The 24,405-nt window shown below is 74.8% G+C and carries 21 protein-coding genes and 1 pseudogene; 10 read left to right on the top strand and 12 right to left on the bottom strand.

Features of this window, described 5'->3' with window-relative positions; all coding sequences use genetic code 11:
• The first annotated feature begins 136 nt into the window (after positions 1 to 136).
• A complete protein-coding gene (locus ABT014_RS14055) occupies positions 137 to 1,756 on the top strand; it encodes a purple acid phosphatase family protein (protein ID WP_350638973.1) in 1,620 nt (539 codons plus the stop codon).
• A gap of 108 nt (positions 1,757 to 1,864) precedes the next feature.
• Here the strand turns inward: ABT014_RS14055 and ABT014_RS14060 are convergent, their stop codons facing one another.
• Complete coding sequence (locus ABT014_RS14060) at positions 1,865 to 2,344, bottom strand: peroxiredoxin (RefSeq protein ID WP_350638974.1); 480 nt, start codon at positions 2,342 to 2,344, stop codon at positions 1,865 to 1,867.
• 134 nt (positions 2,345 to 2,478) lie between these two features.
• Here ABT014_RS14060 and ABT014_RS14065 point away from each other — a divergent pair, with 134 nt between their 5' ends.
• Both ABT014_RS14065 and ABT014_RS14070 read left to right on the top strand, forming a co-directional pair.
• On the top strand, positions 2,479 to 3,414 hold the full coding sequence (locus tag ABT014_RS14065; protein WP_350638975.1) for a helix-turn-helix transcriptional regulator: 936 nt from the start codon (positions 2,479 to 2,481) through the stop codon (positions 3,412 to 3,414).
• Positions 3,415 to 3,520: 106 nt separating this feature from the next.
• Entirely contained in the window at positions 3,521 to 4,354 is an 834-nt protein-coding gene (locus tag ABT014_RS14070; RefSeq protein WP_350638976.1) for a dioxygenase family protein, read from the top strand.
• Between the two features lie 84 nt (positions 4,355 to 4,438).
• Here ABT014_RS14070 and ABT014_RS14075 read toward each other — a convergent pair whose 3' ends face one another.
• Positions 4,439 to 5,650, bottom strand: coding sequence for a pyridoxal phosphate-dependent aminotransferase (locus ABT014_RS14075; protein WP_350638977.1), 1,212 nt, complete (start codon positions 5,648 to 5,650; stop codon positions 4,439 to 4,441).
• Positions 5,651 to 5,748: 98 nt separating this feature from the next.
• Between ABT014_RS14075 and ABT014_RS14080 the strand changes: the two are divergent.
• Positions 5,749 to 6,144: pseudogene (locus ABT014_RS14080) on the top strand (winged helix-turn-helix transcriptional regulator); the annotation flags it as partial.
• A gap of 14 nt (positions 6,145 to 6,158) precedes the next feature.
• On the opposite strand, the gene ABT014_RS14085 reads toward ABT014_RS14080, so the two are convergent.
• On the bottom strand, positions 6,159 to 7,085 hold the full coding sequence (locus tag ABT014_RS14085; protein ID WP_350638978.1) for a MerR family transcriptional regulator: 927 nt from the start codon (positions 7,083 to 7,085) through the stop codon (positions 6,159 to 6,161).
• 152 nt (positions 7,086 to 7,237) lie between these two features.
• Between ABT014_RS14085 and ABT014_RS14090 the strand changes: the two genes are divergently transcribed.
• Positions 7,238 to 8,041 carry an SGNH/GDSL hydrolase family protein gene (locus tag ABT014_RS14090; RefSeq protein ID WP_350638979.1) on the top strand — a complete coding sequence of 268 codons (804 nt, stop codon included), beginning with the start codon at positions 7,238 to 7,240 and terminating at the stop codon, positions 8,039 to 8,041.
• Between the two features lie 27 nt (positions 8,042 to 8,068).
• Here the strand turns inward: ABT014_RS14090 and ABT014_RS14095 are convergent, their stop codons facing one another.
• Positions 8,069 to 8,440 (bottom strand): cupin domain-containing protein, encoded by a 372-nt coding sequence (locus ABT014_RS14095; RefSeq protein WP_350638980.1) that lies wholly within the window; start codon positions 8,438 to 8,440, stop codon positions 8,069 to 8,071.
• A gap of 91 nt (positions 8,441 to 8,531) precedes the next feature.
• On the opposite strand from ABT014_RS14095, the gene ABT014_RS14100 reads away from it, so the two are divergent.
• Entirely contained in the window at positions 8,532 to 8,978 is a 447-nt protein-coding gene (locus ABT014_RS14100) for a MarR family winged helix-turn-helix transcriptional regulator (protein WP_350638981.1), read from the top strand.
• A 57-nt stretch (positions 8,979 to 9,035) separates the two neighbouring features.
• On the opposite strand, the gene ABT014_RS14105 is transcribed toward ABT014_RS14100, so the two are convergent.
• Positions 9,036 to 9,755, bottom strand: coding sequence for a maleylpyruvate isomerase family mycothiol-dependent enzyme (locus ABT014_RS14105; protein ID WP_350638982.1), 720 nt, complete (start codon positions 9,753 to 9,755; stop codon positions 9,036 to 9,038).
• A gap of 249 nt (positions 9,756 to 10,004) precedes the next feature.
• Here ABT014_RS14105 and ABT014_RS14110 point away from each other — a divergent pair, with 249 nt between their 5' ends.
• The gene (locus ABT014_RS14110; protein WP_350639129.1) at positions 10,005 to 12,365 is read left to right on the top strand and encodes a Tex family protein; all 2,361 of its coding nucleotides are present in this window, start codon (positions 10,005 to 10,007) and stop codon (positions 12,363 to 12,365) included.
• A gap of 78 nt (positions 12,366 to 12,443) precedes the next feature.
• Here the strand turns inward: ABT014_RS14110 and ABT014_RS14115 are convergent, their stop codons facing one another.
• The gene (locus ABT014_RS14115; protein ID WP_350638983.1) at positions 12,444 to 13,013 is read right to left on the bottom strand and encodes an NUDIX hydrolase; all 570 of its coding nucleotides are present in this window, start codon (positions 13,011 to 13,013) and stop codon (positions 12,444 to 12,446) included.
• 67 nt (positions 13,014 to 13,080) lie between these two features.
• Positions 13,081 to 14,466 (bottom strand): SDR family NAD(P)-dependent oxidoreductase, encoded by a 1,386-nt coding sequence (locus tag ABT014_RS14120; protein ID WP_350638984.1) that lies wholly within the window; start codon positions 14,464 to 14,466, stop codon positions 13,081 to 13,083.
• Positions 14,467 to 14,730: 264 nt separating this feature from the next.
• Here ABT014_RS14120 and ABT014_RS14125 point away from each other — a divergent pair, with 264 nt between their 5' ends.
• Positions 14,731 to 15,354 (top strand): LysE family translocator, encoded by a 624-nt coding sequence (locus tag ABT014_RS14125; protein ID WP_350639130.1) that lies wholly within the window; start codon positions 14,731 to 14,733, stop codon positions 15,352 to 15,354.
• An 88-nt stretch (positions 15,355 to 15,442) separates the two neighbouring features.
• On the opposite strand, the gene ABT014_RS14130 is transcribed toward ABT014_RS14125, so the two are convergent.
• The 5 genes from ABT014_RS14130 to ABT014_RS14150 form a co-directional block, all read right to left on the bottom strand.
• Complete coding sequence (locus ABT014_RS14130) at positions 15,443 to 16,975, bottom strand: carbohydrate binding domain-containing protein (RefSeq protein ID WP_350638985.1); 1,533 nt, start codon at positions 16,973 to 16,975, stop codon at positions 15,443 to 15,445.
• Positions 16,976 to 17,325: 350 nt separating this feature from the next.
• Positions 17,326 to 18,684, bottom strand: coding sequence for a M48 family metallopeptidase (locus tag ABT014_RS14135; RefSeq protein WP_350638986.1), 1,359 nt, complete (start codon positions 18,682 to 18,684; stop codon positions 17,326 to 17,328).
• Positions 18,685 to 18,763: 79 nt separating this feature from the next.
• The gene (locus ABT014_RS14140) at positions 18,764 to 19,387 is read right to left on the bottom strand and encodes a GNAT family N-acetyltransferase (RefSeq protein WP_350638987.1); all 624 of its coding nucleotides are present in this window, start codon (positions 19,385 to 19,387) and stop codon (positions 18,764 to 18,766) included.
• 54 nt (positions 19,388 to 19,441) lie between these two features.
• On the bottom strand, positions 19,442 to 20,113 hold the full coding sequence (locus ABT014_RS14145) for a nitroreductase family protein (RefSeq protein ID WP_350638988.1): 672 nt from the start codon (positions 20,111 to 20,113) through the stop codon (positions 19,442 to 19,444).
• Positions 20,114 to 20,223: 110 nt separating this feature from the next.
• Positions 20,224 to 21,861, bottom strand: a complete 1,638-nt coding sequence (locus ABT014_RS14150; RefSeq protein WP_350638989.1) for an ABC-F family ATP-binding cassette domain-containing protein — start codon at positions 21,859 to 21,861, stop codon at positions 20,224 to 20,226.
• A gap of 361 nt (positions 21,862 to 22,222) precedes the next feature.
• Between ABT014_RS14150 and ABT014_RS14155 the strand changes: the two genes are divergently transcribed.
• Positions 22,223 to 23,833: an ABC-F family ATP-binding cassette domain-containing protein gene (locus ABT014_RS14155; RefSeq protein ID WP_350638990.1), complete on the top strand. Its 1,611-nt coding sequence runs from the start codon at positions 22,223 to 22,225 to the stop codon at positions 23,831 to 23,833.
• Between the two features lie 152 nt (positions 23,834 to 23,985).
• Positions 23,986 to 24,393 carry a hypothetical protein gene (locus ABT014_RS14160; RefSeq protein ID WP_350638991.1) on the top strand — a complete coding sequence of 136 codons (408 nt, stop codon included), beginning with the start codon at positions 23,986 to 23,988 and terminating at the stop codon, positions 24,391 to 24,393.
• Positions 24,394 to 24,405: the final 12 nt, after the last annotated feature.

Below are 24,405 nucleotides of genomic sequence, written 5' to 3' on the forward strand. Positions count from 1 at the left end.
CTGATCGGGCAACCCCGGGAAAGAGGATCCCTTTGCGAACAGATGGGGGAACCTTGCGAACCGTCAGACCCGCCGGTAGTCGCTCGTTCATCGAATGTCCGTGCACGCGCCACCGCGCGCTGGGAAGGTCTGGGCCATGGATATCCCACGCATGGGCGTGCCCGAGAAGCTCGCCGACCGCATGAGCATGGCCGAGCAGCACGAGTACCTGCGCAGCGCGCTGTCCCGCCGCAAGCTGCTGCGCTCCAGCGCCGTGACGGTCGGTGCGCTGGCCGTCGGCGGCGCGCTGGGCTCCGGCACCGCGTACGCCGACCCGGCCGCGCCGGCCCGTGGCGTCACCGACGGGATCGACGGCTCGCTGGTCGCGCCGATCGGCCGTCACCTGGCCTTCGGTGCCGAGCCGGACAGCCAGATCCGGGTCTCCTGGCAGGTGCCGGCCCCGGTGAAGAAGCCCTTCCTGCGCTACGGCAAGCACCCGTGGGACCTGAGCCACAAGGTGGAGGCCGAGGTCCGGGCGCTGCACACGCCGGCCCTCACCCCGACCGGCCAGCCCGTCGACCAGTACTACCTGCACGTCAAGCTGGACCACCTGCAGGCGGACACCACCTACTACTACGGTGTCGGCCACCAGGGCTTCGACCCGGCCTCGCAGCAGGCGATCTCCACCCTGAGCACCTTCCGCACCGCCCCCGAGCGGTCCTGGCGCTGGGGCCGTCCGTTCGCGCCGTTCACCTTCACCGCCTTCGGCGACCAGGGTGTCAGCGCCCACGCGGCCGGCAACGACCACATCATCCTGGCCCAGAAGCCGGCCTTCCACCTGCACGCCGGCGACATCTGCTACGCCGACCCGGCCGGCTCCGGCCAGGACTCGGACAAGTCCGTCTTCGACGCCACCACCTGGGACAAGTTCCTGGCCCAGACCGAGACGGTGTCCTCGAAGATCCCGTGGATGGTCGCCTACGGCAACCACGACATGGAGGCCTGGTACTCGCACAACGGGTACGGCGGCGAGTCCACCCGCTTCTTCCTCCCGGAGAACGGCCCGGACCCGCGCACCGCCCCCGGCGTCTACGCCTTCAAGTACGGCAACGTCGGCGTCATCTCGCTGGACGCCAACGATGTCTCGTACGAGATCCCGGCCAACCTCGGGATCACCGCCGGCAAGCAGACCAAGTGGCTGGACCGCAAGCTGCACGAGCTGCGCGAGGACGACACGGTCGACTTCGTGGTGGTCTTCTTCCACCACTGCGCCTTCTCGACCACCCACCAGCACGCCTCCGAGGGCGGCGTGCGCGAGGCCTGGGTGCCGCTGTTCGAGAAGTACCGGGTGGACCTGGTGATCAACGGTCACAACCACGTCTACGAGCGCACCGACGCGATCCTCGGCAACAAGGTCTCCAGGGCGGTGCCCAGCGGCGCCACCGTCGAGCCCGCCAAGGACGGCGTGGTCTACGTGACGGCGGGCGCGGCCGGCCGCAGCCTGTACTCCTTCGACGCCCCCGACACCTACGAGGGCCACGAGAACCGGGTCGACTCGGTGCTCACCTACCACTTCGCCAAGGGCGGCACCAAGGTGCCCGAGACGGTGGAGTGGTCCCGGGTCCGCTACACCGGCTACTCGTTCATCAAGGTGGACGTGGCCCCGGCGCACCCCGGCCGGACCGCCACCATGAAGGTCACCGCCCTCGCCGAGGACGGCACCCAGGTCGACCACTACACCATCGCCCGCAAGGCGGGGGAGTGCTGGGGCCGCTGACCCCGGGCGGCCGCCGGCCGCCGCACGCCTGACCCGAGGCCCGCGCCCCTCCGCCAGGGGGCGCGGGCCTCGCGGCGTCCGCGCCCCCGGCGGTCGGGGCGGCCGGGCTCAGGCCAGGGCGGCCAGCTGCTCGGTCAGGGTGCCGGTGTTCTGGAAGGTCAGCCCCATCAGCGCGACGTGCTTCCAGCGCAGGGTGCCGTCGCCGTCCACGATGAAGACCGACCGGCGCAGCCCGAGCCCGGGCACCGCGATGCCGAAGGCGGTGGCCACCGCGCGGTCGGTGTCGGCCAGCAGCGGGAAGGCCAGCCGGTGCTTGCGGGCGAACGCCTCGTGGCTGTCCAGTCCCTGCGGGCTGATGCCCCAGACGGTGGCGCCCAGGCCCTTGAAGCGGTCCAGGTCCGAGGTGTACGAGCAGAGCTGCTTGGTGCACACGGCGGTGTCGTCGCCGGGGTAGAAGACCAGCACCAGCGGCGAGCCCTTGGCCTCGCTCAGCCGGTAGTCGCGGCGCTCGGCGCCGTCCCCGGCGAGCAGCAGGCCGGGGAGGGTGAACTCGGGTACGGCGGAACCGATCTCGGGCTGCTTGGCCATCGGGTGTCCTTCGGGGGAGGGCGGGTCGGGGGGTGTCCCCGCGTGATGCTACTCGTCCGTAGGCCCGGCGGAACGGGCGCCCGCGCCGCGGGCTGGTCTGGACCACCACCCGGTCGCCCGGCGACACTGCTGCCGTGACCGACCTGCCTGCCCTCCGGCCGTCCAGAAGCCAGGTGCCGCTGCACAACCTGGACGTGCCCGCGCCCGGGGTGCTGCCCTTCGCGCTGGGCTCCTTCGACACCATCGGACCGCTGTCCCGGGCGGCCTTCCCGCACCGGCACTCCTTCTACGAGATCGTCTACGTCACCCAGGGGCGGGGCTCGCACGTGCTCGACCTGGTGGAGTGGCCGCTCGACCCGCCGCACCTGTGCGTGGTGCTGCCCGGCCAGGTGCACCACTGGGCCCGGGCCCGCGGGCTGGGCGGCTGGGTGCTGCTGTTCAACGAGGACTTCCTGCTGAAGCACCCCGAGGACCTCGGCCTGCTGCGGCTGCTGGCGGGCCGCCCGTGGCTGCGCCCGGACCGCGTCCAGGACCGCGCGCTGACCGGCCTGCTCGGCGAGATGCTGCGCGAGCTCCAGGCCGGGGAGGCCGGCTTCCCGGGCGTGCTCCAGGCCTACCTGCACGTCCTGCTGGTCCGGGCGATGCGGGCCTCCGCGCCGGGGGCGCCCGGGCCGGTGCCGCCGAGGGCTGCCGAACTGGCGGCCCGCTTCGGCCGGTTGATCGCCGAGCCGGACCGGACGGGCCGCTCGGTCGGCTGGTTCGCCCGGGAGCTCGGCGTCTCCGCCGGACGGCTGCACGAGCTGGTGAAGGAGGCCACCGGGCGCACCCCGGCCCTGCTGATCCGGCAGCAGCAGACCTTGGAGGCGAAGCGCCTGCTGGTGGCCACCGAGCTGACGGTCCGCCAGGTGGCCGCAGCGGCGGGCTTCGCCGACCCGTCGTACTTCTGCCGGTTCTTCCGTCGCGAAGTGGGTCTGAGTCCGGGGGAGTTCCGGGCCCGGGCCGGAGGAAATCACCACGAACCCGGGATCAGGTCCATCGACCGCTGCCCGGCCGGGCCCGTAGCGTCGTAGCCCGGAACCCCCACCGCGCCACCCTGCCGGGCCCCCACCGTGGCACCCCACATGTCATGCACCCGGCAGGGTGGACCCCGTGCCACCACGGCAAGGAGAGCCGACCATGACCCCCTCCCGCGAACCCCTGGGCGAGCGCAGGCTGACCCGCAAGTCCCTGCTCAAGGCCGCCGTGCTGGCGGGTGCCACGCCCCTGCTGATCGGCGGCGGCGCCGCGCTCGCCCGGGACGGCGGGGACGGCCCGCCCGTCCTCACCCCGGCCTGCGACGACGGCGACCACCCCACCGCCGAGCAGATCGAGGGCCCGTACTTCAAGCCCGACTCCCCGCTGCGTACCTCGCTGGTGACCGCGACCACCCCCGGCACCCGGCTGGCCGTCACCGGCTACGTCTTCGGCCGGGCCTGCCGGCCGATCGCCGGGGTGCTGCTGGACTTCTGGCAGGCGGACGACGCGGGGGCCTACGACAACGCCGGATTCGCCTTCCGGGGGCACCAGTTCACCGACGCCCGGGGTGCTTTCGGGCTGACCACGGTCGTGCCGGGCCTCTACCCGGGCCGCACCCGCCACCTGCACGTCAAGGTGCAGGCCCCGGGCCGCCCGGTGCTCACCACCCAGCTGTACTTCCCCGGCGAGCCGCGCAACGCCACGGACACCATCTTCGACCCGGCGCTGCTGATGACCGTCCGCGCGAACGGCCCGGCCAGGGAAGGCAGTTTCGACTTCGTGCTGGACGTCGCGCAGAGCCCCTCGCCCTCGCCGACGCCCTCCCCGTCCGGGTCGTCCGGCGGTCCGACGGGCGGGAGCTGGCGGGCGGGCACCGCGTACCGGCCCGGCGACCAGGTCACCTACGGCGGGGCCGGCTACCGCTGCCTGCAGGGGCACACCGCGATCGCGGGCTGGGAGCCGCCGAACGTCCCGGCGCTCTGGCAGCGGCTCTGAGGCGGCCCGCCGCCCGCGTCGTCCGGCCGGTCCGAAGCCTGCGGGGGCCCCGGGCCGGCCGGGCCCCTTCCCGGGCCGGAGGGCCTACTGGCGGTAGGTGGTGAGGAAGCGGCCGATCCGGCTGATCGCCGTCTCCAGGTCGTCGGCGCGGGGGAGGGTGACGAACCGGAAGTGGTCGGGGCGGGGCCAGTTGAAGCCGGTGCCCTGGACGATGTGGATCTTCTCGCGGAGCAGCAGGTCCAGCACGAACTGCTCGTCGTCCACGATCCGGTGCACCGCCGGGTCGAGCTTGGCGAAGGCGTACAGCGCGCCCTTGGGCTTGACGCAGCTGACGCCGGGCAGGTCGTTGAGGGCGCGCCAGGTCACGTCGCGCTGCTCGGTGAGCCGGCCGTTCGGCAGGGTCAGGTCGTGGATCGACTGGTGGCCCCCGAGTGCGGCCTGGACGGCGTACTGGGCCGGCACGTTGGGGCACAGCCGCATGCCCGCGAGCATGGTGAGCCCCTCCAGGTAGTCCTTGGCGTGCTGCTTGGGCCCGGAGACCACCAGCCAGCCGCTGCGGAACCCGGCGACCCGGTAGGCCTTGGAGAGTCCGTTGAAGGTCAGCGTCACCACGTCGTCGGCGAGCGCGGCCAGGCAGTGGTGCTCGACGCCGTCGTAGAGGATCTTGTCGTAGATCTCGTCGGCCAGCACCATCAGGCCGTGCCGGCGGGCCAGTTCGAGGATGCCCTCCAGCAGTTCCTTCGGGTAGACCGCCCCGGTCGGGTTGTTGGGGTTGATGACCACGATGGCCTTGGTGCGGTGGTTGATCCTGGCGGCGATGTCGTCGAGGTCCGGGTACCACTCGGCCTCCTCGTCGCACAGGTAGTGCACCGCCTTGCCGCCGGCCAGCCGGACCACCGCCGTCCAGAGCGGGAAGTCCGGTGCCGGGACGAGGACTTCGTCGCCGTCGTCGACCAGGGCCTGGACCGCCATCTGGATCAGCTCGGAGGCGCCGTTGCCCAGGTAGACGTCGTCCACCGTCACCCCGGCCACCCCGCGCTGCTGGTAGTACTGCACCACCGCGCGGCGCGCCGGCAGGATGCCCCGGGAGTCGCTGTAGCCGTGCGCGCCCCGCAGGTTGCGGATGATGTCCTGGACGATCTCCTCGGGCGCCTCGAAGCCGAACGGTGCCGGGTTGCCGGTGTTCAGCCGCAGCACCGAGTGCCCGGCCTCCTCCAGTGCGTTGGCCTGGTCGACCACCGGGCCACGGATCTCGTAGCACACGTCCTTCAGCTTGCTGGACTGGCGAAACTCCATCAGCGGCCTCCCGAACCGTCACCGCGCCACACCGGCGGATGCTTTGTTCTACCAAGTAAGCACTTGGAAAGTCCAACCTATTGGCTATGCTGATCCGCATGTCACGCCGAAGCTACGACCAGTACTGCGCCGTCGCCCGCGCCCTGGATGCCGTGGGCGAGCGCTGGAGCCTCCTGATCGTCCGCGAGCTGCTCGGCGGCCCGCGCCGCTACACCGATCTGCACGCCGACCTGCCCGGCGTCTCCACCGACATCCTGGCCACCCGCCTCAAGCAGCTGGAGGGCGAGGGCCTGGCCGTGCGGCGCAAGCTGGAGCGGCCGGCCAACGCCACGGTCTACCAGCTGACCGAACGCGGGCTGGCGCTGCGCCCGGTGGTCGAGTCGCTCGCCGCCTGGGGCCTGCCGGAGCTCGGCGAGCGGCGCCCGACCGACGCCGTCCGCGAGCACTGGTTCACCGGCGCGGCGGACGGCGGTGCGGGCGCGGGGGCGGACGGCGGGACGGCGGAGCTTCAGGCGGCCGGACCGGTCTGACCGGCCTGATCGGCCTGCGGCGCGGCTCGCTGCACCTCCTCGGCCAGCCGGGCCACCAGCCCGGCGTGCAGCGTCCCCATGTCCGGCGCGGGGTCGCTGCGCAGCACCGCCGAATGGTCCCAGTACGCCCCCATGTACGGGTCCGGCCGGGTCAGCCGGCCGACCAGGGCATGCCGGTATGCGGGGGAGTCGGCGGCGCCCTCCGCACCGGCGTGCGCGGCGACGAAGCAGTCCACCGCGTCGGGGGCCGGCCGCTGCGCCAGCGCGTACGCCTCGCCCAGCCCTTCGTAGTACAGCCGGGCCCGCGGGCCGCAGCTGCCGGCCCCGTTCGCCCGGACGGCCGCGGCCGCCGACCGGTCGGTGACCACCGCGTGCAGCCGGGCCCAGGCCAGCGCCTGGCCGGCGGTGGGGGCGGTGGGCAGTTCGGGCACGGCCGCGTCGATGATCGCGGCCAGCAGCGCGCGCGGCAGGCGCGGCGGCAGCACCCGGCGCCAGAACGTGGCGAGCGCGTCCCGGTCCGGGGGTGCGTGCAGCGCGTCGCCCAGCAGCTCCAGCGCCTCGGGCCGCTCGGCCAGGGCCGTCAACGCGGCCTGCCGCCAGCGCAGGTCCCGCAGCGTGCGTTCCACCTCGGCCCGGTGCGCGGCCAGCGTGGCGGCCGGGTCGGCGTCCCCGCGCAGCACCTGGGCGACGGTGGGCAGGCCGAGCCCGAGCGCCCGCAGCTGCCGGACGGTCCGCAGCTGCCCGAGCGCCGCCTCGCCGTACCGCCGGTGCCCGCCCGGGCTGCGGCCGGCCTCCGGCAGCAGCCCCGAGTCCGAGTAGAAGCGCACCGTCTTCACGCTCACCCCGGCGGCCTCGGCCAGCTCGCCGATGCCGTAGCGGCCGGTGACCCCCTCGTTCTCCGTCATCGTGCACCCCCGTGTCGACCGTCCGGCCAGCGTAACGACCGGGGTGGCGGCGCCGCCGCGGGCCCCGCGGCCGGGTGGGCGGCCCGGCCGCCGCTACCGTCCGGTAGGCCGCCTGCGGGCCGGGCCGGAGGTGCGCGTAGCATCGACGGGCCATGGAGAACTACGCCACCGCCACCGTGTACCGCAGCTACGTCGCCGTCGGGGACTCGTTCACCGAAGGCATGTGCGACGAGCTGCTCCCCGACGGCCACTTCCGGGGCTGGGCCGACCGGGTCGCCGACGCGCTCGCCGCGGAGCGGCCCGACGAGGAGTTCCGCTACGCCAACCTGGCCGTCCGGGGCAAGCTGATCGGCCAGATCGGCGCCGACCAGATCGGCCCGGCCGCCGCGATGGGGGCCGAACTGGTCACCCTGGCCGGCGGGTTGAACGACGTGCTGCGGCCGGGCTGCGACATCGCCGAGGTCGAGCGCCGGCTCGGCGGGGCGGCCCGCGAGCTGCTCGCCGGCGACGCCACCGTGGTGCTCTTCACCAGCACCGACCCGGCCCGCCGGCTGGCCGGCGGCACCCGGCTGCTGCCGGCGATCCTGCGGATGAAGGCCTTCGTCGAGTCGATCGCGGCCGAGCACCCGGGCCGGGTCGCGGTGGTCGACCTGTTCTCCGCCCCCTGCTTCGACGACCGCCGGCTCTGGGACGAGGACCGCCTCCACCTCTCCCCGGAGGGCCACCGCCGGGTCGCCACCGCCGTCCTGGAGGCCCTCGGCCGCCCGGCCGACCACGACTGGCGCGCCCCGCTGCCCCCGGCCGCCCCGCGCGGCCGCGCCGAGAAGCTCCGCGCCGACCTGCGGTGGCTGCGCCTGCACCTCGGCCCGTGGATCGGCCGCCGCCTCACCGGCAGGTCCTCCGGCGACGGCCGTCCGCCCAAGCGCGCCGAACTCCTCCCGTACGGCAAGCGGTAGCAGACCCGGGCCGGGGCCGTCCGTGGGTCAGGAAGCCCAGGGCGGGGTGAGGACGGTGCCGTCGGTCAGGGTGGCGGTCAGGCCGGTGCGGGTGGTGACCCAGACGGCGGCCGGGGTGTCGGTGGTGTCGATGCGCAGCCGGGTGCCGGCGGGCGCGACGGCCGTGTCGCCGGGGGCGAGCTCCGTCGGTGCACCGTCCAGGGTGACGACGGGTGCGCCGGCGAGCACGTGGAACACCTCCTCCCCGGAGACGGTGTGCTCGACCCCTGCCGTGCCGGCCGGCAACTCCAGCCGCCAGGCGCTGAGTTCGGTGCTGCCGGTGGCGGTGGCGGCGTGTGACAGGAAGCGGGCCCCGTGGACCTCGTGGACGGTGGCCTCGGCGGACCGGATGACGGGCATGGCTGGGCTCCTCAGGCTAGATGGTCAAGCTGCTTGTCTATATAGTCAAGCAGCTTGACCATCCTGTCAACCGGACTGGCAGACTTCAGCCATGGACCGGACCGTTGCCCTCAGCCTCCCGCCGCTGCTCCTCGGCCTCGCCCACGACCTCGTCCGCAGCATCGACGACGGGGTCCGGGCCCGCGGCTTCGACGACCTGCGGCCCGCCCACGGCTACGCCTTCGCCCGGCTCGCCCCGGCCGGAGCCAGCGTCGGCGAGCTGGCCGAGCACCTCGGGGTGACCAAGCAGGCGGCCAGCCAGATGGTCGAGGAGCTGGTCCGCAAGGGGTACGTCGAACGCCGCCCGCACCCGGACGACGCCCGCGCCCGACTGATCGTCCTCACCGACCGCGGCTGGGCCTGCACCCGCGCGGCCGACCAGGCCGCCGCCGACGCGGTCGGGCCCTGGACGCAGGCGCTCGGCGAGCAGCGCCTGCGCGAACTGCGCGACGACCTGCTGCGGTTGGCACCGTCGGGGCGGCTGCGACCGATCTGGTGACCGCGCGGCCGCCCGCCGGGGCCGGCTCAGGACGAGCCCCGCAGCGCCGGGGCCGGCTCAGGACCGGATGAAGCCCGAGTGGAACACCGCCGGCACCCCGGCGTCGCCGAACACCTCCAGCGTCTCCTGGCCACGCCGCCCCCACAGCCACAGCAGCAGGTCGGACGCGCTGCCCCGGACGGCGGCCGCGCCCTTGCCGTGCTCCGCCACCACCTGCCACCCGCCGTCCCCGGGGCGGACCGTCCACTCGCCGGCGCCGTCGGTGGCGTGCAGGTGGACCCCGTCCGCGGGCAGCCCGGCGGGCGGCTCCGGGCGCCGGAAATGGGTCAGGAACTCGTCGATGCCGTCCACCGCGAGGGCCCGGTCCACCGGTTCGACCCGGCCGACGGCCAGCAGCGCGTCCTGGCAGTGCACGGCCGCCTCCTGCGCCATCCGGCGCTGGATGAACCCGGCGTCGCGGCGGGCCGTCCAGCTCCACCGCGGCTCGGCCGGGTCCACCTGCTCCAGGACGGCGGCCAGCCGGGCCGACTCGTCCTCGTACCAGGCCACCAGCTCGTCGTCGGCGGGCCGGTCGGGCTCCTGGTACCCCTCCGGGCCGGCCAGTTCGCCGTCGGCGATCCGGCGCCAGAAACCGAACACCTCACCGGTGTGGAAGAGCAGGTCGGCGACGTTCCAGTCGGGACAGGTGGGCACCGGCAGGGCGAGCGAGCCGGCGGCCGCACCGGCCAGCCGGGCGCCCTCGGAGCGGAGCGCGCGGACGTACGCGGATCGGTTCATGGCCCCGACCGTAGACCGCCGGAGGCCCCGTCAGCGAGCGGATCCGGGGACCGCGACCTGGCCCGCCCGGCGCCCGGCCCGCCGTACCGCCGGCGCCCGCGCCCCGACCGCCACGCCGTCCGGGCCGTGCCGGTCGGGCCCGGATCCGGCCGGGTACCTGCCAGAATGCAGGGCGAACAGAACGCAGGGCGACTCCCGCGAGGGACCTCCCGCAAGGGGACTCAGGAGAAGGTGACCGGCTTCGTGACCATGCCAGTCGAACGCAAGATCGCCGAAGAGCTGGGCGTCCGCGAGGGGCAGGTGAAGGCGGCCGTCGACCTGCTCGACGGCGGCTCGACCGTCCCCTTCATCGCCCGCTACCGCAAGGAGGCGACCGGGGCACTGGACGACGCCCAGCTGCGCACCCTGGAGGAGCGGCTGCGCTACCTCCGCGAGCTGGAGGAGCGCCGGACGGCCGTCCTGGAGTCGATCGAGGCCCAGGGCAAGCTGGACGACACCCTGCGCGCCCAGATCCTCGCCGCCGACTCCAAGGCCCGGCTGGAGGACATCTACCTCCCGTACAAGCCCAAGCGCCGCACCAAGGCCCAGATCGCCCGCGAGGCCGGTCTCGAACCGCTCGCCGACACCCTGCTGGCCGACCCGGCGCAGGACCCGCAGGCGCTGGCCGCCGGCTACCTGAACGAGTCGGTCGCCGACCCGGCCGCCGCCCTCGACGGCGCCCGAGCCATCCTGGTCGAGCGGTTCGGCGAGGACGCCGACCTGGTCGGCTCGCTGCGCGAGCGGATGTGGACCCGGGGCCGGCTGGTCGCCAAGGTCCGCGACGGCAAGAACCAGGACGGCGCCAAGTTCGCCGACTACTTCGACTTCGCCGAGCCGTACACCAAGCTCCCCTCGCACCGGATCCTGGCGATGCTGCGCGGCGAGAAGGAGGAGGTCCTCGACCTCGACCTGTCGCCCTTCGACGGCGAGGACGGCGACCTGCCCGGCGCGAGCGACTACGAGCAGCGGATCGCCGCTCGGTTCGCCGTCGCCGACCGCGGCCGCCCGGCCGACAAGTGGCTGACCGACACCGTGCGGTGGGCCTGGCGGACCCGGATCCTGGTCCGGCTCGGCATCGACCTGCGGGCCCGGCTGCGCCAGGAGGCCGAGGACGAGGCGGTCCGGGTCTTCGCCGCCAACCTGCGCGACCTGCTGCTCGCCGCCCCGGCCGGCACCCGCGCCACCATGGGCCTGGACCCGGGCTTCCGGACCGGCGTCAAGGTCGCGATCGTCGACGCCACCGGCAAGGTGGTCGCGTTCGAGACCATCTACCCGCACCAGCCCGCCAACAAGTGGGACGCCTCGATCGCGACGCTGGCCGCCCTCGCCAAGAAGCACCAGGTCGACCTGGTCGCGATCGGCAACGGCACCGCCTCCCGCGAGACCGACAAGCTGGCCGGCGACCTGATCATCCGCCACCCGGAACTCGCCCTCACCAAGGCGATGGTCTCCGAGGCCGGCGCCTCGGTGTACTCCGCCTCCGCGTTCGCCTCCCAGGAACTTCCCGGCCTGGACGTCTCGATCCGCGGCGCGGTCTCCATCGCCCGCCGCCTCCAGGACCCGCTGGCCGAACTGGTCAAGATCGACCCCAAGTCGATCGGCGTCGGCCAGTACCAGCACGACCTGAGCGAGCTCAAGCTCTCCCGCTCGCTGGACGCCGTGGTCGAGGACTGCGTCAACGCCGTCGGCGTCGACGTCAACACCGCCTCCGCCCCGCTGCTCACCCGGGTCTCCGGCATCACCGGCACGCTCGCCGACAACATCGTGGCGCACCGCGACGCCAACGGGCCGTTCCGCACCCGCAAGGCGCTCAAGGACGTGGCCCGGCTCGGCCCCAAGGCCTTCGAGCAGTGCGCCGGCTTCCTGCGGATCCCCGGCGGCGACGACCCGCTGGACGCCTCCGCCGTCCACCCCGAGGCCTACCCGGTGATCCGCCGGATCCTCACCGCCACCGGCGGCGACCTGCGCGCGCTGATCGGCAACAGCACCGCGCTGCGGGCGCTGCGCCCGTCCGACTTCGCCGACGACACCTTCGGCGTGCCGACCGTCACCGACATCCTGGGCGAGCTCGACAAGCCCGGCCGCGACCCGCGGCCGGCGTTCCGCACCGCGGTCTTCAAGGAGGGCGTCGACAAGATCGGCGACCTCGAGGTGGGCATGGTGCTGGAGGGCGTGGTCACCAACGTGGCGGCCTTCGGCGCCTTCGTCGACGTGGGCGTCCACCAGGACGGCCTGGTGCACGTCTCCGCGCTGTCCAAGACCTTCGTCAAGGACCCGCGCGAGGTGGTCAAGCCGGGCGACATCGTCAAGGTCCGGGTCACCACGGTCGACGTGCCGCGCAAGCGGATCGGGCTCACCCTGCGGCTCGACGACGAGGTCGGCCGGTCCGGCGGCGGCGAGGGCGGCGGCGGCCGCCGTGACCGCGGCGACCGGGGCGGGGACCGTGGCGACCGGGGCGGCGACCGCGGCCCCCGCCCGCCGCGGCAGGACCGCCGCGGCGGCGGCACCCAGCCGCCGGCCGCCAACAGCGCCATGGCGGACGCGCTGCGTCGCGCCGGCCTGACCAAGTAGCGGCGCCGCCACCCGGCACGCGGCGGGGCCCCGACCACACGCGTGGTCGGGGCCCCGCCGTTGCGGTCGGCGGCCCGGTCAGCCCGCCCGGCGGCGGGACTCGACCGCGAGGTCCACCAGTTCGCCCCACCACGGCTCGCGCCCGGCCACCAGCAGCCGGCCGGCCTCGGCCGGGTCCATGGCGCGGACCTCCTCCACCTGTTCGCCGTCGTCCGGGTTGGTCGGGGAGGAGTCCACCTCGACCTCGGCCCAGCCCCACAGCCAGGCCTTCTCCGGGTGCGGCTGCCACGGCCGGTAGGGCTCCGGGGTGTCGGTCACCGCCCGGTGCGCGCCGATCCACACCGGCTCCCCGACCAGCCGGGCGCCCGCCTCCTCGCGCAGCTCGCGGACCAGGCAGGACTGGATGCTCTCGGCCGCCTCCCGGGTGCCGCCGGGCAGGAACCAGTGGCCCCGGGCGTCCCGGCACAGCACCACGCCGCCGTCCGTGAACCCGACCAGGTGGATGTTGGTGATCAGCCCGTCCGGCGGGAGCTCCGCCGAGAACTGCGCGTCGATCCCGCCCCAGGCCCAGCGCTGCGGCGCGTAGAGGTGCGGGAACCGGGCCGCCTGGTCCGCGAGTTCCCCTGCTCTGTCGGTTGTGTCCGTCATTGACCGATCGTAATCCTCCGCAGCCGCCCCGGGCTGCGGAAACGGTGTCGCGGACGGCTCGGCGTGCTCACCACGCGGCCTCCTGGTAGTCCTTCAGGAAGACGCCCGAGACCGGCGCGCCGGCCTGGCCGCGCACGATCGGGTCGTAGATCCGGGCCGCGCCGTCGACCACGTCGAGCGGGGTGCGAAAGCCCCGGTCGGCGATCCGGGACTTCTTGGGTGCCGGGTTCTCGTCGGTGATCCAGCCGGTGTCCACGGCGCACATGTGCACGCCCTGCCGGGCGAGTTGCTCGGCGCTGGTGCGGGTGAGCATGTTGAGCGCGGCCTTGGCCATGTTGGTGTGCGGGTGGCCGGCGGTCTTGTTGCGGACGGCGAACCGGCCCTCCACCGCGGTCACGTTGACGATGTAGCGGGCGGCGTGCGGGGAGGCCAGCAGGAGCGGCAGCAGCCGGTCGCAGAGCAGCGCCGGGGCCAGCGCGTTGACCAGCTGGGTCTCCAGCACCTCGGCCGGGTCGAGCCCGCCGAGCGTCGTCGTCCAGGAGTTGACGGCCGCCGTGTCCGGGAGCAGGCCGGCCTCGTCGGCCAGCGCCAGCACCTCGCCGGCGGGCGGCGGGCCCGGCAGTTCGGGCTCCAGGCCGGTGACCGGCCAGGCCGCCGTCAGGGCCGGCATCGGCCGGAAGCCCGGGGCGTGCTCGACCCGCCCGCCCGCCGGGAGTTCGCCCCGCTCGCCGGCGGCCAGCAGGGCGTACGACTCCGGTGGGCGCCGCAGCGTCTGGGCGGCGTTGTTGACCAGGATGTCCAGCGGCCGGCCGGCCGCGCGCAGCCGCTCGCACAGGCCCAGCACCTGGCGGGGGTCACGCAGGTCGATGCCGACCACGGTGAGCCGCTCCAGCCACTGCTCGCTGCCCTCGGCGGCGCGGAACCGGCGGACCGTGTCGTGCGGGAACCGGCTGGTGACGATCAGCTCGGCGCCGTCCCGGAGCATCATCAGGGCGAGCTGGAAGCCGATCTTGACCCGGCCGCCGGTGAGCAGCGCGCGGCGCCCGTGCAGGTCGGTGGTCAGGTCGCGGCGGGCGGTGTTGTCGGCCGCGCAGTGCGGGCAGAGCATGTGGTAGAAGCCGTCCACCTGACGGTATGTCGACTTGCAGACATAGCAGCGGCGGGGGCGGGTCAGCTCGCCGAGCGGGGCCGGACGGGCGGCGGGCACCAGCGGGGCGTCCTCGCGGCGGTCGGCCGCACCGGTCGCGGTCGCGGCGAGCAGGTCGGCGTCGCGCCGGGCCCGGGTGTCGCGGGCCGCCTGGCGGCGGGCGCGGCGGCCCTCGCGGACGAACGACTCGGCGAGCTTCTCGGCGTGCCGGCGCACGGGGTGGTCGGCCGGCAGTCCGCGCAGCCGTCCCACCGTGCCGCTGTAGGCCGCCAGTTCGGCCTCGTCGACCGCGGTGTCCTGATGCATGGCGCCTCCGTTCGGGATCGGGTGCGTCCGGTGGGCCGGCCCGCACCGGGTGCCTCACCCGGACGGCTGAACGGATGCTAACGCCCTGATCGCGGGCCCCGGTACCGGTTAAATCGCGGGGCGCCGGCGGGCCTGCGGGTGGGCGGCGCGGGGCGCGCGGGCCGGCGGCGGGCTCCGGTGCGCGCGGCCGGGGGCGGGCCCGGTGCTAGCGTTCGGGCGGCGTGTACGGAGGACCGACCGCAGGAACGGGGCAGGCGAGTGGCAGTGGTGGAGGCGACGGCGCTGGCCGGGATCGCCGCGGTGGCGACCGGGATGGTGCTCACCCCGGGGCCGAACATGATCTACCTGGTGTCCCGGTCGGTCTCCCAGGGCCGGCGGGCCGGGATGATCTCGCTCGGCGGGGTGGCGCTGGGCTTCCTGGTCTACCTGCTGGCCGCCACGGCCGGGATCTCCGCGCTGTTCGCGCTGGTGCCCGAGCTCTACCTGGCGCTGCGGGTGGCCGGTGCGGCCTACCTGCTGTGGCTGGCCTGGAAGGCGGTCCGGCCCTCGGCCGGCTCGGTGTTCGCGGCGAAGGAGCTGGCGCCGGACCGGCCCCGCAAGCTGGTCCTGATGGGCCTGGTGACCTGCCTGCTCAACCCCAAGCTGGCGATCCTCTACGTCTCGCTGCTGCCGCAGTTCGTGGACCCGCACCGCGGCCACGTGGCGCTGCAGAGCCTGCTGCTCGGGCTGACCCAGATCACCGTCGGGCTGCTCGGCAACGCCTTCTTCGTGTTCACCGCGGGCTCGGTCGCCACCTTCTTCGCCCGCCGGCCGCTCTGGCAGCGGCTGCACCGGTACGCGATGGGCACGGCGCTGGCCGGCTTCGCGGTGCGGATCGCGGTGGACTGAGTCGGGGCACCCGGTACGCCGTGCGCACCGGGTGCCCCGGACCGCCCGGCGGAGCGTGGGGATCCACCGGACGGGGCCTGTCGATCCGTCAGCCGGTGTACCCGGCGAAGACCTTGGAGAAGTCGTACGGGGCCTGCGTGACGTTGGTGCACTTGTAGAGCGGCCCGGTGCAGGCGGCCGCGTCCCGGGTCATCTCCCAGAAGCCCAGCATCCCCAGGTGGTTCTGGCGCGCGAAGGCCACCAGCTGCTGGGCGTCGGCCTGGTCGAAGACGCCGTGGTCGTCGTTCTCGCCCAGCATCGGGGTGACCCCCGTCATCGCCCACAGCTGGGCGTCCGTCTTCGCCGGGTAGAGCCCCTTGAGCTGGTCGTGGGTGCTCCGGCCGGCCTGGACGGCGTCGTCCCCGTAGTCGGTGGCGGGCCGGTTGTAGTCCATCGCCATCACGTTGACCAGGTCGAGCGCCACCCCGGCGTCCCGGGCGGAGCGCACCACGGCCAGCCCGTCGGCGGTCAGGCCCTCCGGCAGCACCGGGAGGGTGAGCGAGACCTTCAGCCCGGGGTGGGCCTGCTGGAGCCGGGCCAGCGCCGCCGAGCGGCGGTCGTTGGCGGCCGTGTCGACCACGGCCGCGCCCTCGATGTCGAAGTCGACGTACTTCAGGCCGTAGGCCTTCACCACGGCGTCGTACTCGTTGAACAGCGAGTCCACCGTGGTGCAGGCCTGGGCCAGTTCGGTGCCGGAGGCGCCGCCGAACGACAGCTTGACGTCACCGCCGCCGGCCCGGATCGCGTCGATCTGGTCCTTGCCCCAGCCGGACTTGGGGTCGTAGGCGTTGAACCAGCTGGCCTTGCAGCCGACCGAGGTGACGAACGCCAGCGTGAAGGACTTGAGGTGGCCGGCGGCGGCCATGTCCTTGAGCACCGGCGTCGGCCAGGCGCCGAGGTCCACGTAGGGCGCGACCGGCAGCGGGCCGCCGGCCGGCGGGGTCCCGGTCGGGGTGCCCGACGGGGTCGAGCTGGGCGAGGGGGACGGGTCGGGGCTCTTCGTCGGGGTCGCGCTGGGGGTCGCACTGGGGGTCGGGGTCGGAGTGGAGCCGCCGGGGCCGCTGAGCACCACGTCGTCCGCCAGGTAGGCGCCCAGGCCGTACCAGCCGTGCAGGTAGACCGTCACGCTGGTGGTGGCGGCGCCGGTGGTGAAGCTGCCGGCGAGCTGCTGCCAGCTGCTGCCGCCGGGGGTCCAGACGGCGGGGTCGATCACCCCGTTCCCGGTCGCGCCGAGGTAGATGTACTGACCCTGGACCCAGGCGCTCAGCGCGTACGTGGTGTTGGGCTTGACCGTCACGGTCTGGCTGCACTGGGCGGTGGAGCTGTTGCTCGGGGTGCCGCGCAGCGCGTGGGACCCGCCGTGCGCCGGCGTGCCGACCACCGCGCCGGCGCCGTCCGTACAGGTCCAGGGGCTCAGGGCGCCGCTCTCCAGGCCCGGGTTGGCGAGCAGGTTGGCGTCGGCGGCGTCCGCACCGTCGGCGAGGGTGGCCAGGCCGCCACCGGCCAGGGCGGCGGCGCACAGCAGCGGGACGAGCTTGGAGCGCCGCGCGGCGGCGTGGCGGGGGAGTGCGGCACGGGGCATGAGGGTGCCTTTCGGGACGGTGCCGGGGTGTCCGCGCCGAGCGTGGGGGGTGCGCGGGCCGACGGCGTGACAGGGGCGTGGATCCTGAACTGCCCTCGCGGCACAGCGGCGAGGGGTTCGCGGAGCGGGGGGCGGGCGGTGCTGTCCTGAGTAAAAGTGGACTAGACCAAGTGGGCACGTCAAGCGGTCCCGGACGGGCTTACGCCTGCGTTAAGGTCCACGTCCGCAACGCCCCGCCGGGTTCAGCCCCGACGCTCCTGCGGCCTGCCGCCGCCCTGCCCCTGCCGCCGCCCTGCCCCTGCCGCCGCCCTGCCCCTGCCCCTGCCCCGGCTCCGGCTCCGGCCGGGGGGTCAGCCCTGCCGGAGCTGCTCGGCGATCCGGGCGCGGTGCGGGGCCAGCTCCGCGTCGGCCTCGGCGTGCCGGGCCGGGTCGGCCACCAGCAGCGCCTTCGTGATCTGCGGGCGGGCGGTGAGCATCCTGATCCGCAGGTGGGTCGGCGGGTGGGTCGAGTCCACGGCGCCGAGCGTGCGCTCGGACAGCCGCAGCCGCCGCTCGCGCTCGGACGGCGGGACCGCCGCGATCCGCTCCGCCAGGGTGGCCCACAGGTCCGGGCCGTCGGCCGGGCCGTCGGTGGTCCGGCGGGTGCCCCGGGCCTGGACGCGCCACCGGGTGACCGCCGACTCGATGGTGGCCCCGAGCAGCAGGACCTCCAGCACGGAGCGGGTGGCTTCGCTGCCGGCGGCCTCCACGGCCAGCGCGTCGGCCCGGTACTCGGCGCCCTGGCCGGATCGGGTGGTGAGCACGTCGAGCACCTCGTACAGGCCACCGGCCACGGCGTGGAGCACGTGCAGCACCAGCAACTTGACCATTCCGGCGAGCGCGAACAGGCCCCCGGCCTCGTCGGACGCGGTCCGCTCCGGCAGGGTCATCGCCCGCCACTGCGCCAGCGCCTGCCCCGCCGAGCGCAGCCAGCGGCCCCGGCGGTGGTCGCCGTTGCGGTCGTGGCCGAACTCGTGCCCCAGCAGGGCCGTCCGCTGCTGCGGGGTGAGTGCGACCCACAGCGGCAGCCCGAGCTGCAGCACGCCGCGGTTGCGCAGCCCGTACCGGCCGAAACCGGCGTTGAACTCGCCGGTCACCACGATCGCGTCGACCGGGCGGACGCCCACGGCGGCGGCGGCCCCGTCCGCCAGCGCGTACAGCGCGGGTGCCTCCTCGCGGCGCAGCGGCACCTCGTCGGCGGTCGACCGGCCGAGCCGTGGCCGCAGCGCGTAGGCCACCACCAGGCCGATCACGCCGACCACCCGCAGCGGCCCGGGGCCGACCACCAGCAGCGTCACCGAGCCGGCCAGCACCAGCAGGGTCACCAGGTGGACCAGCCCCGCCAGGACGGCCGCCAGCAGCCAGGACAGGTCGCGGTGGGCCGGCGCGTCGCCCGCCACCAAGGCGTACACCTTCTCGGTCCGGGCCCGGACGGTCCGTTCGCGCCGCTCGGTGCGGCGGGTCTCCCGCTCGTGCCGCCGCTGCGCCCGGGGGGTGAGCGGGGCGGTGGGGCGCGGCGCGACGACCAGGTTCCACTCGCAGGCGGGGCACCAGACGGGGAACGCCGGGTCCCCGGTGAGCGGCGCCGCGCAGTCGGGGCAGGTGGTGGGGCGATCGGCCGGACGGGTGACGGAGTTGACGGTGGGTCGGGCGGGCGTGGGTGTCGACATGGCGGGTGATCATGCCAGACCGGCGCGGGCTCGCGGGCGGTGGCCCGGCCCGACCCGGCGGCGCCGGGCCGTGCCCGGCTCAGCGGTCCAGCACCCAGACCAGGTTGCGTCCGGTCTCGGCGGGCGTGGTGATCTCCGCGTCCTGGACCCGGTCCAGGCGGTAACCGAGCTTGCACGGGACGGCCGCGCTGGCGGCGTTGGCCTCGTCGCAGTGGATCTCCACCCGGGCGATCCCGGGCAGCGCCAGGGCCGCCCCGGTGAGGGCCCGGGCGGCGGCGGTGGCCAGGCCGCGGCCGGTGTGGTCGACGTGCACCCAGTAGCCGATCTCCAGGGCGCCGGGGCCGATCCGGCCGTGCAGGCCGAACGCGCCCACCACGCTGCCGGGTTCGGCGTCCAGCCCGGCCAGGTACATGAAGTCGCTGCCCTCGTCCCAGACCTGCTCCCCGGCCCGGCACATCTCCTGGCTGTTCTGCAGGGTCGGCGCCTCGGCCGCCCACGGCATCCAGGGCCGCAGGTGGGCCAGGTTGGTGCGGACCGCCGCGTTCAGCGCGGCCGCGTCGGCCTCCCGGCGCCGCCGCAGCGAGACGCCGCCGGGCAGCGGGAGCAGCTCGGGCGGGCGGGCGCCGGCGCCGGGCCGCGTTTCGGGGCGGGGCGGCGTCTCGGGGTGGGGCGGCGGACCGGGCGTTTCGGCAGGGCGGCTCATGGCCGGATTATCCCCTCGCCGCACCGGCTCCGACCAGCGGATTTCCCGAGCCGGTCAGAGCCGCACCAGGACGTCGTCGAGCTCCTTGCGGTGCAGATCCGGCACCCGGGCGTGCTCCGCCGGGTAGCCGACCGGGATCACGTACGCGGCCCGTTCCTCGGCGGGCCGGTCGCAGACCTCGTTGAGGAAGCGCATCGGGCTCGGCGTATGGGTGAGGGTGGCCAGCCCCGCCTGGTGCAGGGTGGCCAGCAGCAGGCCGACGGCGATGCCGACCGACTCCTTGGTGTAGTACGGGCGCGGCGAGTCCGGCCCCTTGTGCACCTCGAAGACCACGATCACCGCCGGGGCGTCCTCCAGGAAGGGTTTGCGCCAGTCGGTGCCGATCGGTGCCAGCGCGGCCAGCCACTCCGCGGAGGCCCGGTGGGTGTAGAACTCGCGTTCCTCGGCCTCGGCGGCCTCGCGCAGCCGGCGCTTGCGGGCGGGATCGGTGATCACCACGAACCGCCAGGGCTGCACGTGGGCGCCGCTGGGGGCGGTGGCCGCGGTCCGGACCGCCCACTCCAGCACCCCGTCGGGGATCGGCCGGGTGGAGTAGTCGCGGACGGTCCGGCGCCGGTCCATCAGCGCGTGGAAGGACCGGGCGCGGTCCTCGGCCTCGTGGGTGGGGACCGTCATCGGGCGGAGCTCGACGGTGCGGTGTCCCGTCGGCGGTGCACTGTCAACCATGGGAGCCAGCACAGCACATGACGTACCGTCGGCGGAAGGCCGCGACCCGAAGTGGTCCAGACCGGTCGCCGGGACCGGCCGGCCCGCTCGGGCCTCCTCGAGCAGGCCGCTCAGGCCTCCTCGACCAGCCCGCCCGCCACCGTGAGCCGCCGGTTGACGGTCACCGCCTCCAGCATCCGCCGGTCGTGGGTGACCAGCAGCAGCGTGCCGTTGTACGAGGCGAGCGCCGACTCCAGCTGCTCGATCGCGGGCAGGTCGAGGTGGTTGGTCGGCTCGTCCAGCACCAGCAGGTTGACCCCGCGCCCCTGGAGCAGGGCGAGCGCCGCCCTGGTCCGCTCACCCGGGGAGAGGGTGGCGGCCGGGCGCAGCACGTGCGCGGCCTTCAGCCCGAACTTGGCCAGCAGGGTGCGGACCTCCTCCGGCGCGGTGTCCGGCACGGCCGCGGCGAACGCCTCCAGCAGCGGCTCGTCGCCCAGGAACAGCCCGCGCGCCTGGTCGACCTCGCCGACCACCACGCCCGAACCGAGCACGGCGTGCCCGGCGTCCGGCGTGAGCCGGCCGAGCAGCGCGGCCAGCAGGGTCGACTTGCCGGCGCCGTTCGCCCCGGTGATCGCGATCCGGTCGGCCCAGTCGACCTGGAGGTCCACCGGCCCGAGCGTGAAGTCGCCGCGCCGCACCGTCGCACCCCGCAGGGTGGCCACCACGGAGCCCGAGCGCGGCGCGGAGGCGATCTCCATCCGCAGCTCCCACTCCTTGCGCGGCTCGTCGACCACGTCCAGCCGCTCGATCATGCGCTGGGTCTGGCGGGCCTTGGCGGCCTGCTTCTCGGTCGACTCCTGCCGGTGGGCGCGCCCGATCTTGTCGTTGTCCGGGCCCTTGCGGCGCGCGTTGCGCACGCCGTTCTCCATCCAGCCGCGCTGCATCCGACCGCGCGCCTCCAGCGAGGCCTTGGTGTCGGCGTACTCCTCGTACTCCTCGCGGGCGTGCCGGCGGGCGATGTCCCGCTCCTCCAGGTACGCCTCGTAGCCGCCGCCGTACACGTTGACCTGCTGCTGGTGCAGGTCCAGCTCGACCACCCTGGTCACCGTGCGGGCCAGGAACTCGCGGTCGTGGCTGATCAGCACGGTGCCGGCGCGCAGGCCCTTGACGAAGGACTCCAGCCGCTCCAGGCCGTCCAGGTCCAGGTCGTTGGTCGGCTCGTCGAGCAGGAACACGTCGTAGCGGGAGAGCAGCAGCGAGGCCAGGCCCGCGCGGGCCGCCTGGCCGCCGGAGAGGGCGGTCATCGGCAGGTCCAGGCCGACCTTGAGGCCCAGCGAACCGGCGACCTCCTCGGCCCGCTCGTCCAGGTCGGCGCCGCCCAGCTCCAGCCAGCGGTCCAGGCTCTCCGCGTACGCGTCGTCGGCGCCCGGGCGGCCCTCCACCAGGCCCTCGGTGGCCTCGTCCAGCGCCGTCTGCGCGGCGGCGACCCCGGTCCGGCGGGCCAGGAAGTCGCGCACCGACTCGCCCTCGCGGCGCTCCGGCTCCTGCGGCAGGTGGCCGACGTTGGCGCTCGCCGGGCTGAGCCGCAGCGAGCCCGCCTCGGGGGTGTCCAGGCCGGCCAGCAGCCGCAGCAGGGTGGACTTGCCGGCACCGTTGACCCCGACCAGACCGATCACCTCGCCCGGCGCGACGACGAGGTCGAGCCCGGTGAACAGGGTGCGGTCGCCGTGGCCGGCGCTGAGATCCTTGACGACGAGAGTGGCACTCATGATGCCCCGATCCTAGTCGCCGCGGCGGGCCACCCCGGCCCGCGGGCGGTCCGGGGCCCGGTGCCGGGCGGGGTAAATCCGTTGCCGTGCCGCCGCCCCCCGGCCTAGCGTGGCGGATGCCCGGCCGCGGACCGCCGCCCGGCTCCCACCGCGTACGTCTGGAGAAGGCCCTTGCTCGTCTGAGGTCACGAGACACCGCACCGCCCGCCTGACGACCCCGGCGCGCGCGGTGCAGGAGTGCGACCTCGGCGACGAGCCCGGCCCCGGATCCGCGGGCCCCGTCCTGCCGTCCGGCCCTGCCGCACCCCCGGTGTCTCCCGTGTTGCTCCGACCGTCCACGGCAACCACGCAGGAGGCCTGCATGTCCCATCGAACCGCCACCTCCGTCCTCTGCTCCGACCTCACCTTCGAATGGCCGGACGGCACCCCCGTGCTGAACGGATTCCACCTGGCCGTCCCGCCCGGCCGCACCGGCCTGATCGGCCTCAACGGGGCCGGCAAGTCCACCCTGCTGCGGCTGATCGCCGGCGAGCTCACCCCGTCCGCCGGCACCGTCCGGACCAGCGGCGAACTCGGTTACCTGCCGCAGGACGCCGGCACCGACACCGCCCACCGGGTGGACGAGGCGCTCGGCATCCGGGCGGTCCGCGAGGCGCTGCACGCCATCGAGGCCGGCGACGCCGACGAGCGGCACTTCACCACCGTCGGCGACGACTGGGACGTCGAGGAACGCGCCCGCGCCACCCTCGACCGGCTCGGCCTGCACCCCGACCTCGACCGCACCGTCGGCGAGCTCTCCGGCGGCCAGGCCGTCCTGCTGCGGCTGGCCGCGCTGCTGGTGCGCCGCCCCGAGGTGCTCCTGCTGGACGAACCCACCAACAACCTGGACCGGGCCGCCCGGGCCCGGCTGTACGAGGCGGTGGCCGGCTGGCAGGGCACCATGGTGATCGTCAGCCACGACCGCGAACTGCTCCGCCGGGTGGACCGGATCGCCGACCTGCGCGACGGCGGGGTCACCTGGTACGGGGGTAACCACGACGACTACGAGGCGGCCGTCACCGCCGCCCAGGAGACCGCCGAGCGGCTGGTGCGCAACGCCGAGGCCGACGTCCGCCGCCAGCAGCGCGACCTGGTCGAGGCCCGGACCAGGCTGGAGCGCAGCGCCTCGTACGGCAAGAAGCGCTCGGTCACCCGCAACGATCCGAAGATCATGGCGGGCAGGTTCAAGACGCAGGGCGAGGAGACCGCGGGCCGGCTCAAGGGCATGCACGCGGAACGCCTCGGCGAGGCCAGGGAACGGTTGCACGCCGCCGAGGAGGCGATCCGGGACGACGCCGAGATCCGGATCGACCTGCCGCACACCGCCGTCCCGGCCGGGCGCACCGTGCTCACCCTGGACCGGGTCCGGCTGGCCCACGGCACCCGGGTCCAGCTGGAGCTGCGCGGCCCGGAGCGGATCGCACTGGTCGGTGCGAACGGCTCCGGCAAGTCCACCTTGCTGCGCACCGTGGCGGGCGAACTCGCGCCGCTGGAGGGCGAGATCGGCCGTCCGGTACCGCTGCGCCACCTGCCGCAGCGGCTCGACCTGCTGGACGACGCGCTCTCCGTGGTGGGTAACGTCCGGGCGTTCGCGCCCCGGGCGGACGAGAACGCGGTGCGGGCCCGGCTGGCCCGGTTCCTGTTCCGGGGGGCCCGGGCCGACCAGCTCGCCGGCGGCCTGTCCGGCGGCGAGCGGTTCCGGGCGACCCTGGCGGCCCTGCTGCTGGCCGAGCCGCCGCCGCAGCTGCTGCTGCTCGACGAGCCGACCAACAACCTGGACCTGGCCAGCGTCCGCCAGCTCACCCAGGCACTGTCCGGCTACCGGGGCGCGCTCGTGGTCGCCAGCCACGACGTGCCGTTCCTGCGCGGGATCGGCATCACCCGCTGGCTGGAGCTCGCCGACGGGGCCGTCCGCCGGGTCGACCCGCTCTGACCGGCGCCGGCCGGGCTGGCCTGCCGTCAGTTCCCGTACGGTGAACAGCTGTCGACGTCGGTCCGGGCCGCCCGGCGGGTCGGGCAGACTGTAGGTCTTGCCCCGAGCGCCCGGCCACCGGCCGGCGCCGGGGCCGAACCTGAGGGGGCTCCGTGCGGGATGGTCCGATCGGCGGCGTGCTGGGCCGGTGGCTGGGACCGGGCGCGCACTGGCACACCAAGCGCGCCCGCCGGAGCTTCGCGGCGGGGCGCCCGGTGGTGTTCGCCGGCGCGGTGCTGGGTGACCGGCCCTACTGCGCGCCCTGGGCCGGCCACCTGCACGCCCGGCCGGGCGAGCTGCACAGCTCGGCCGAACGGGTCGGCGCCCCGGCGGAGCCCCGCCCGCTGCCGCTGGAGCAGCTCGAACTGGTCCTGGTGCGGGCCCGGTTGATCTCGGACCCGCAGGCGATCGCCGGTCACTGGCGGGTCGCCGAGTGCCGGGACGGCCGCGCCAGGGTGCTGGTCGCGGCCGCCCCGGGCCACCTGGAGATCGTGCTGGGCCTGCTGCGCGGGCGGCTCTAGGTCCGGGGCCGG

Source organism: Kitasatospora sp. NPDC094015, from assembly GCF_040304075.1.
Classification (GTDB): Bacteria; Actinomycetota; Actinomycetes; order Streptomycetales; family Streptomycetaceae; genus Kitasatospora.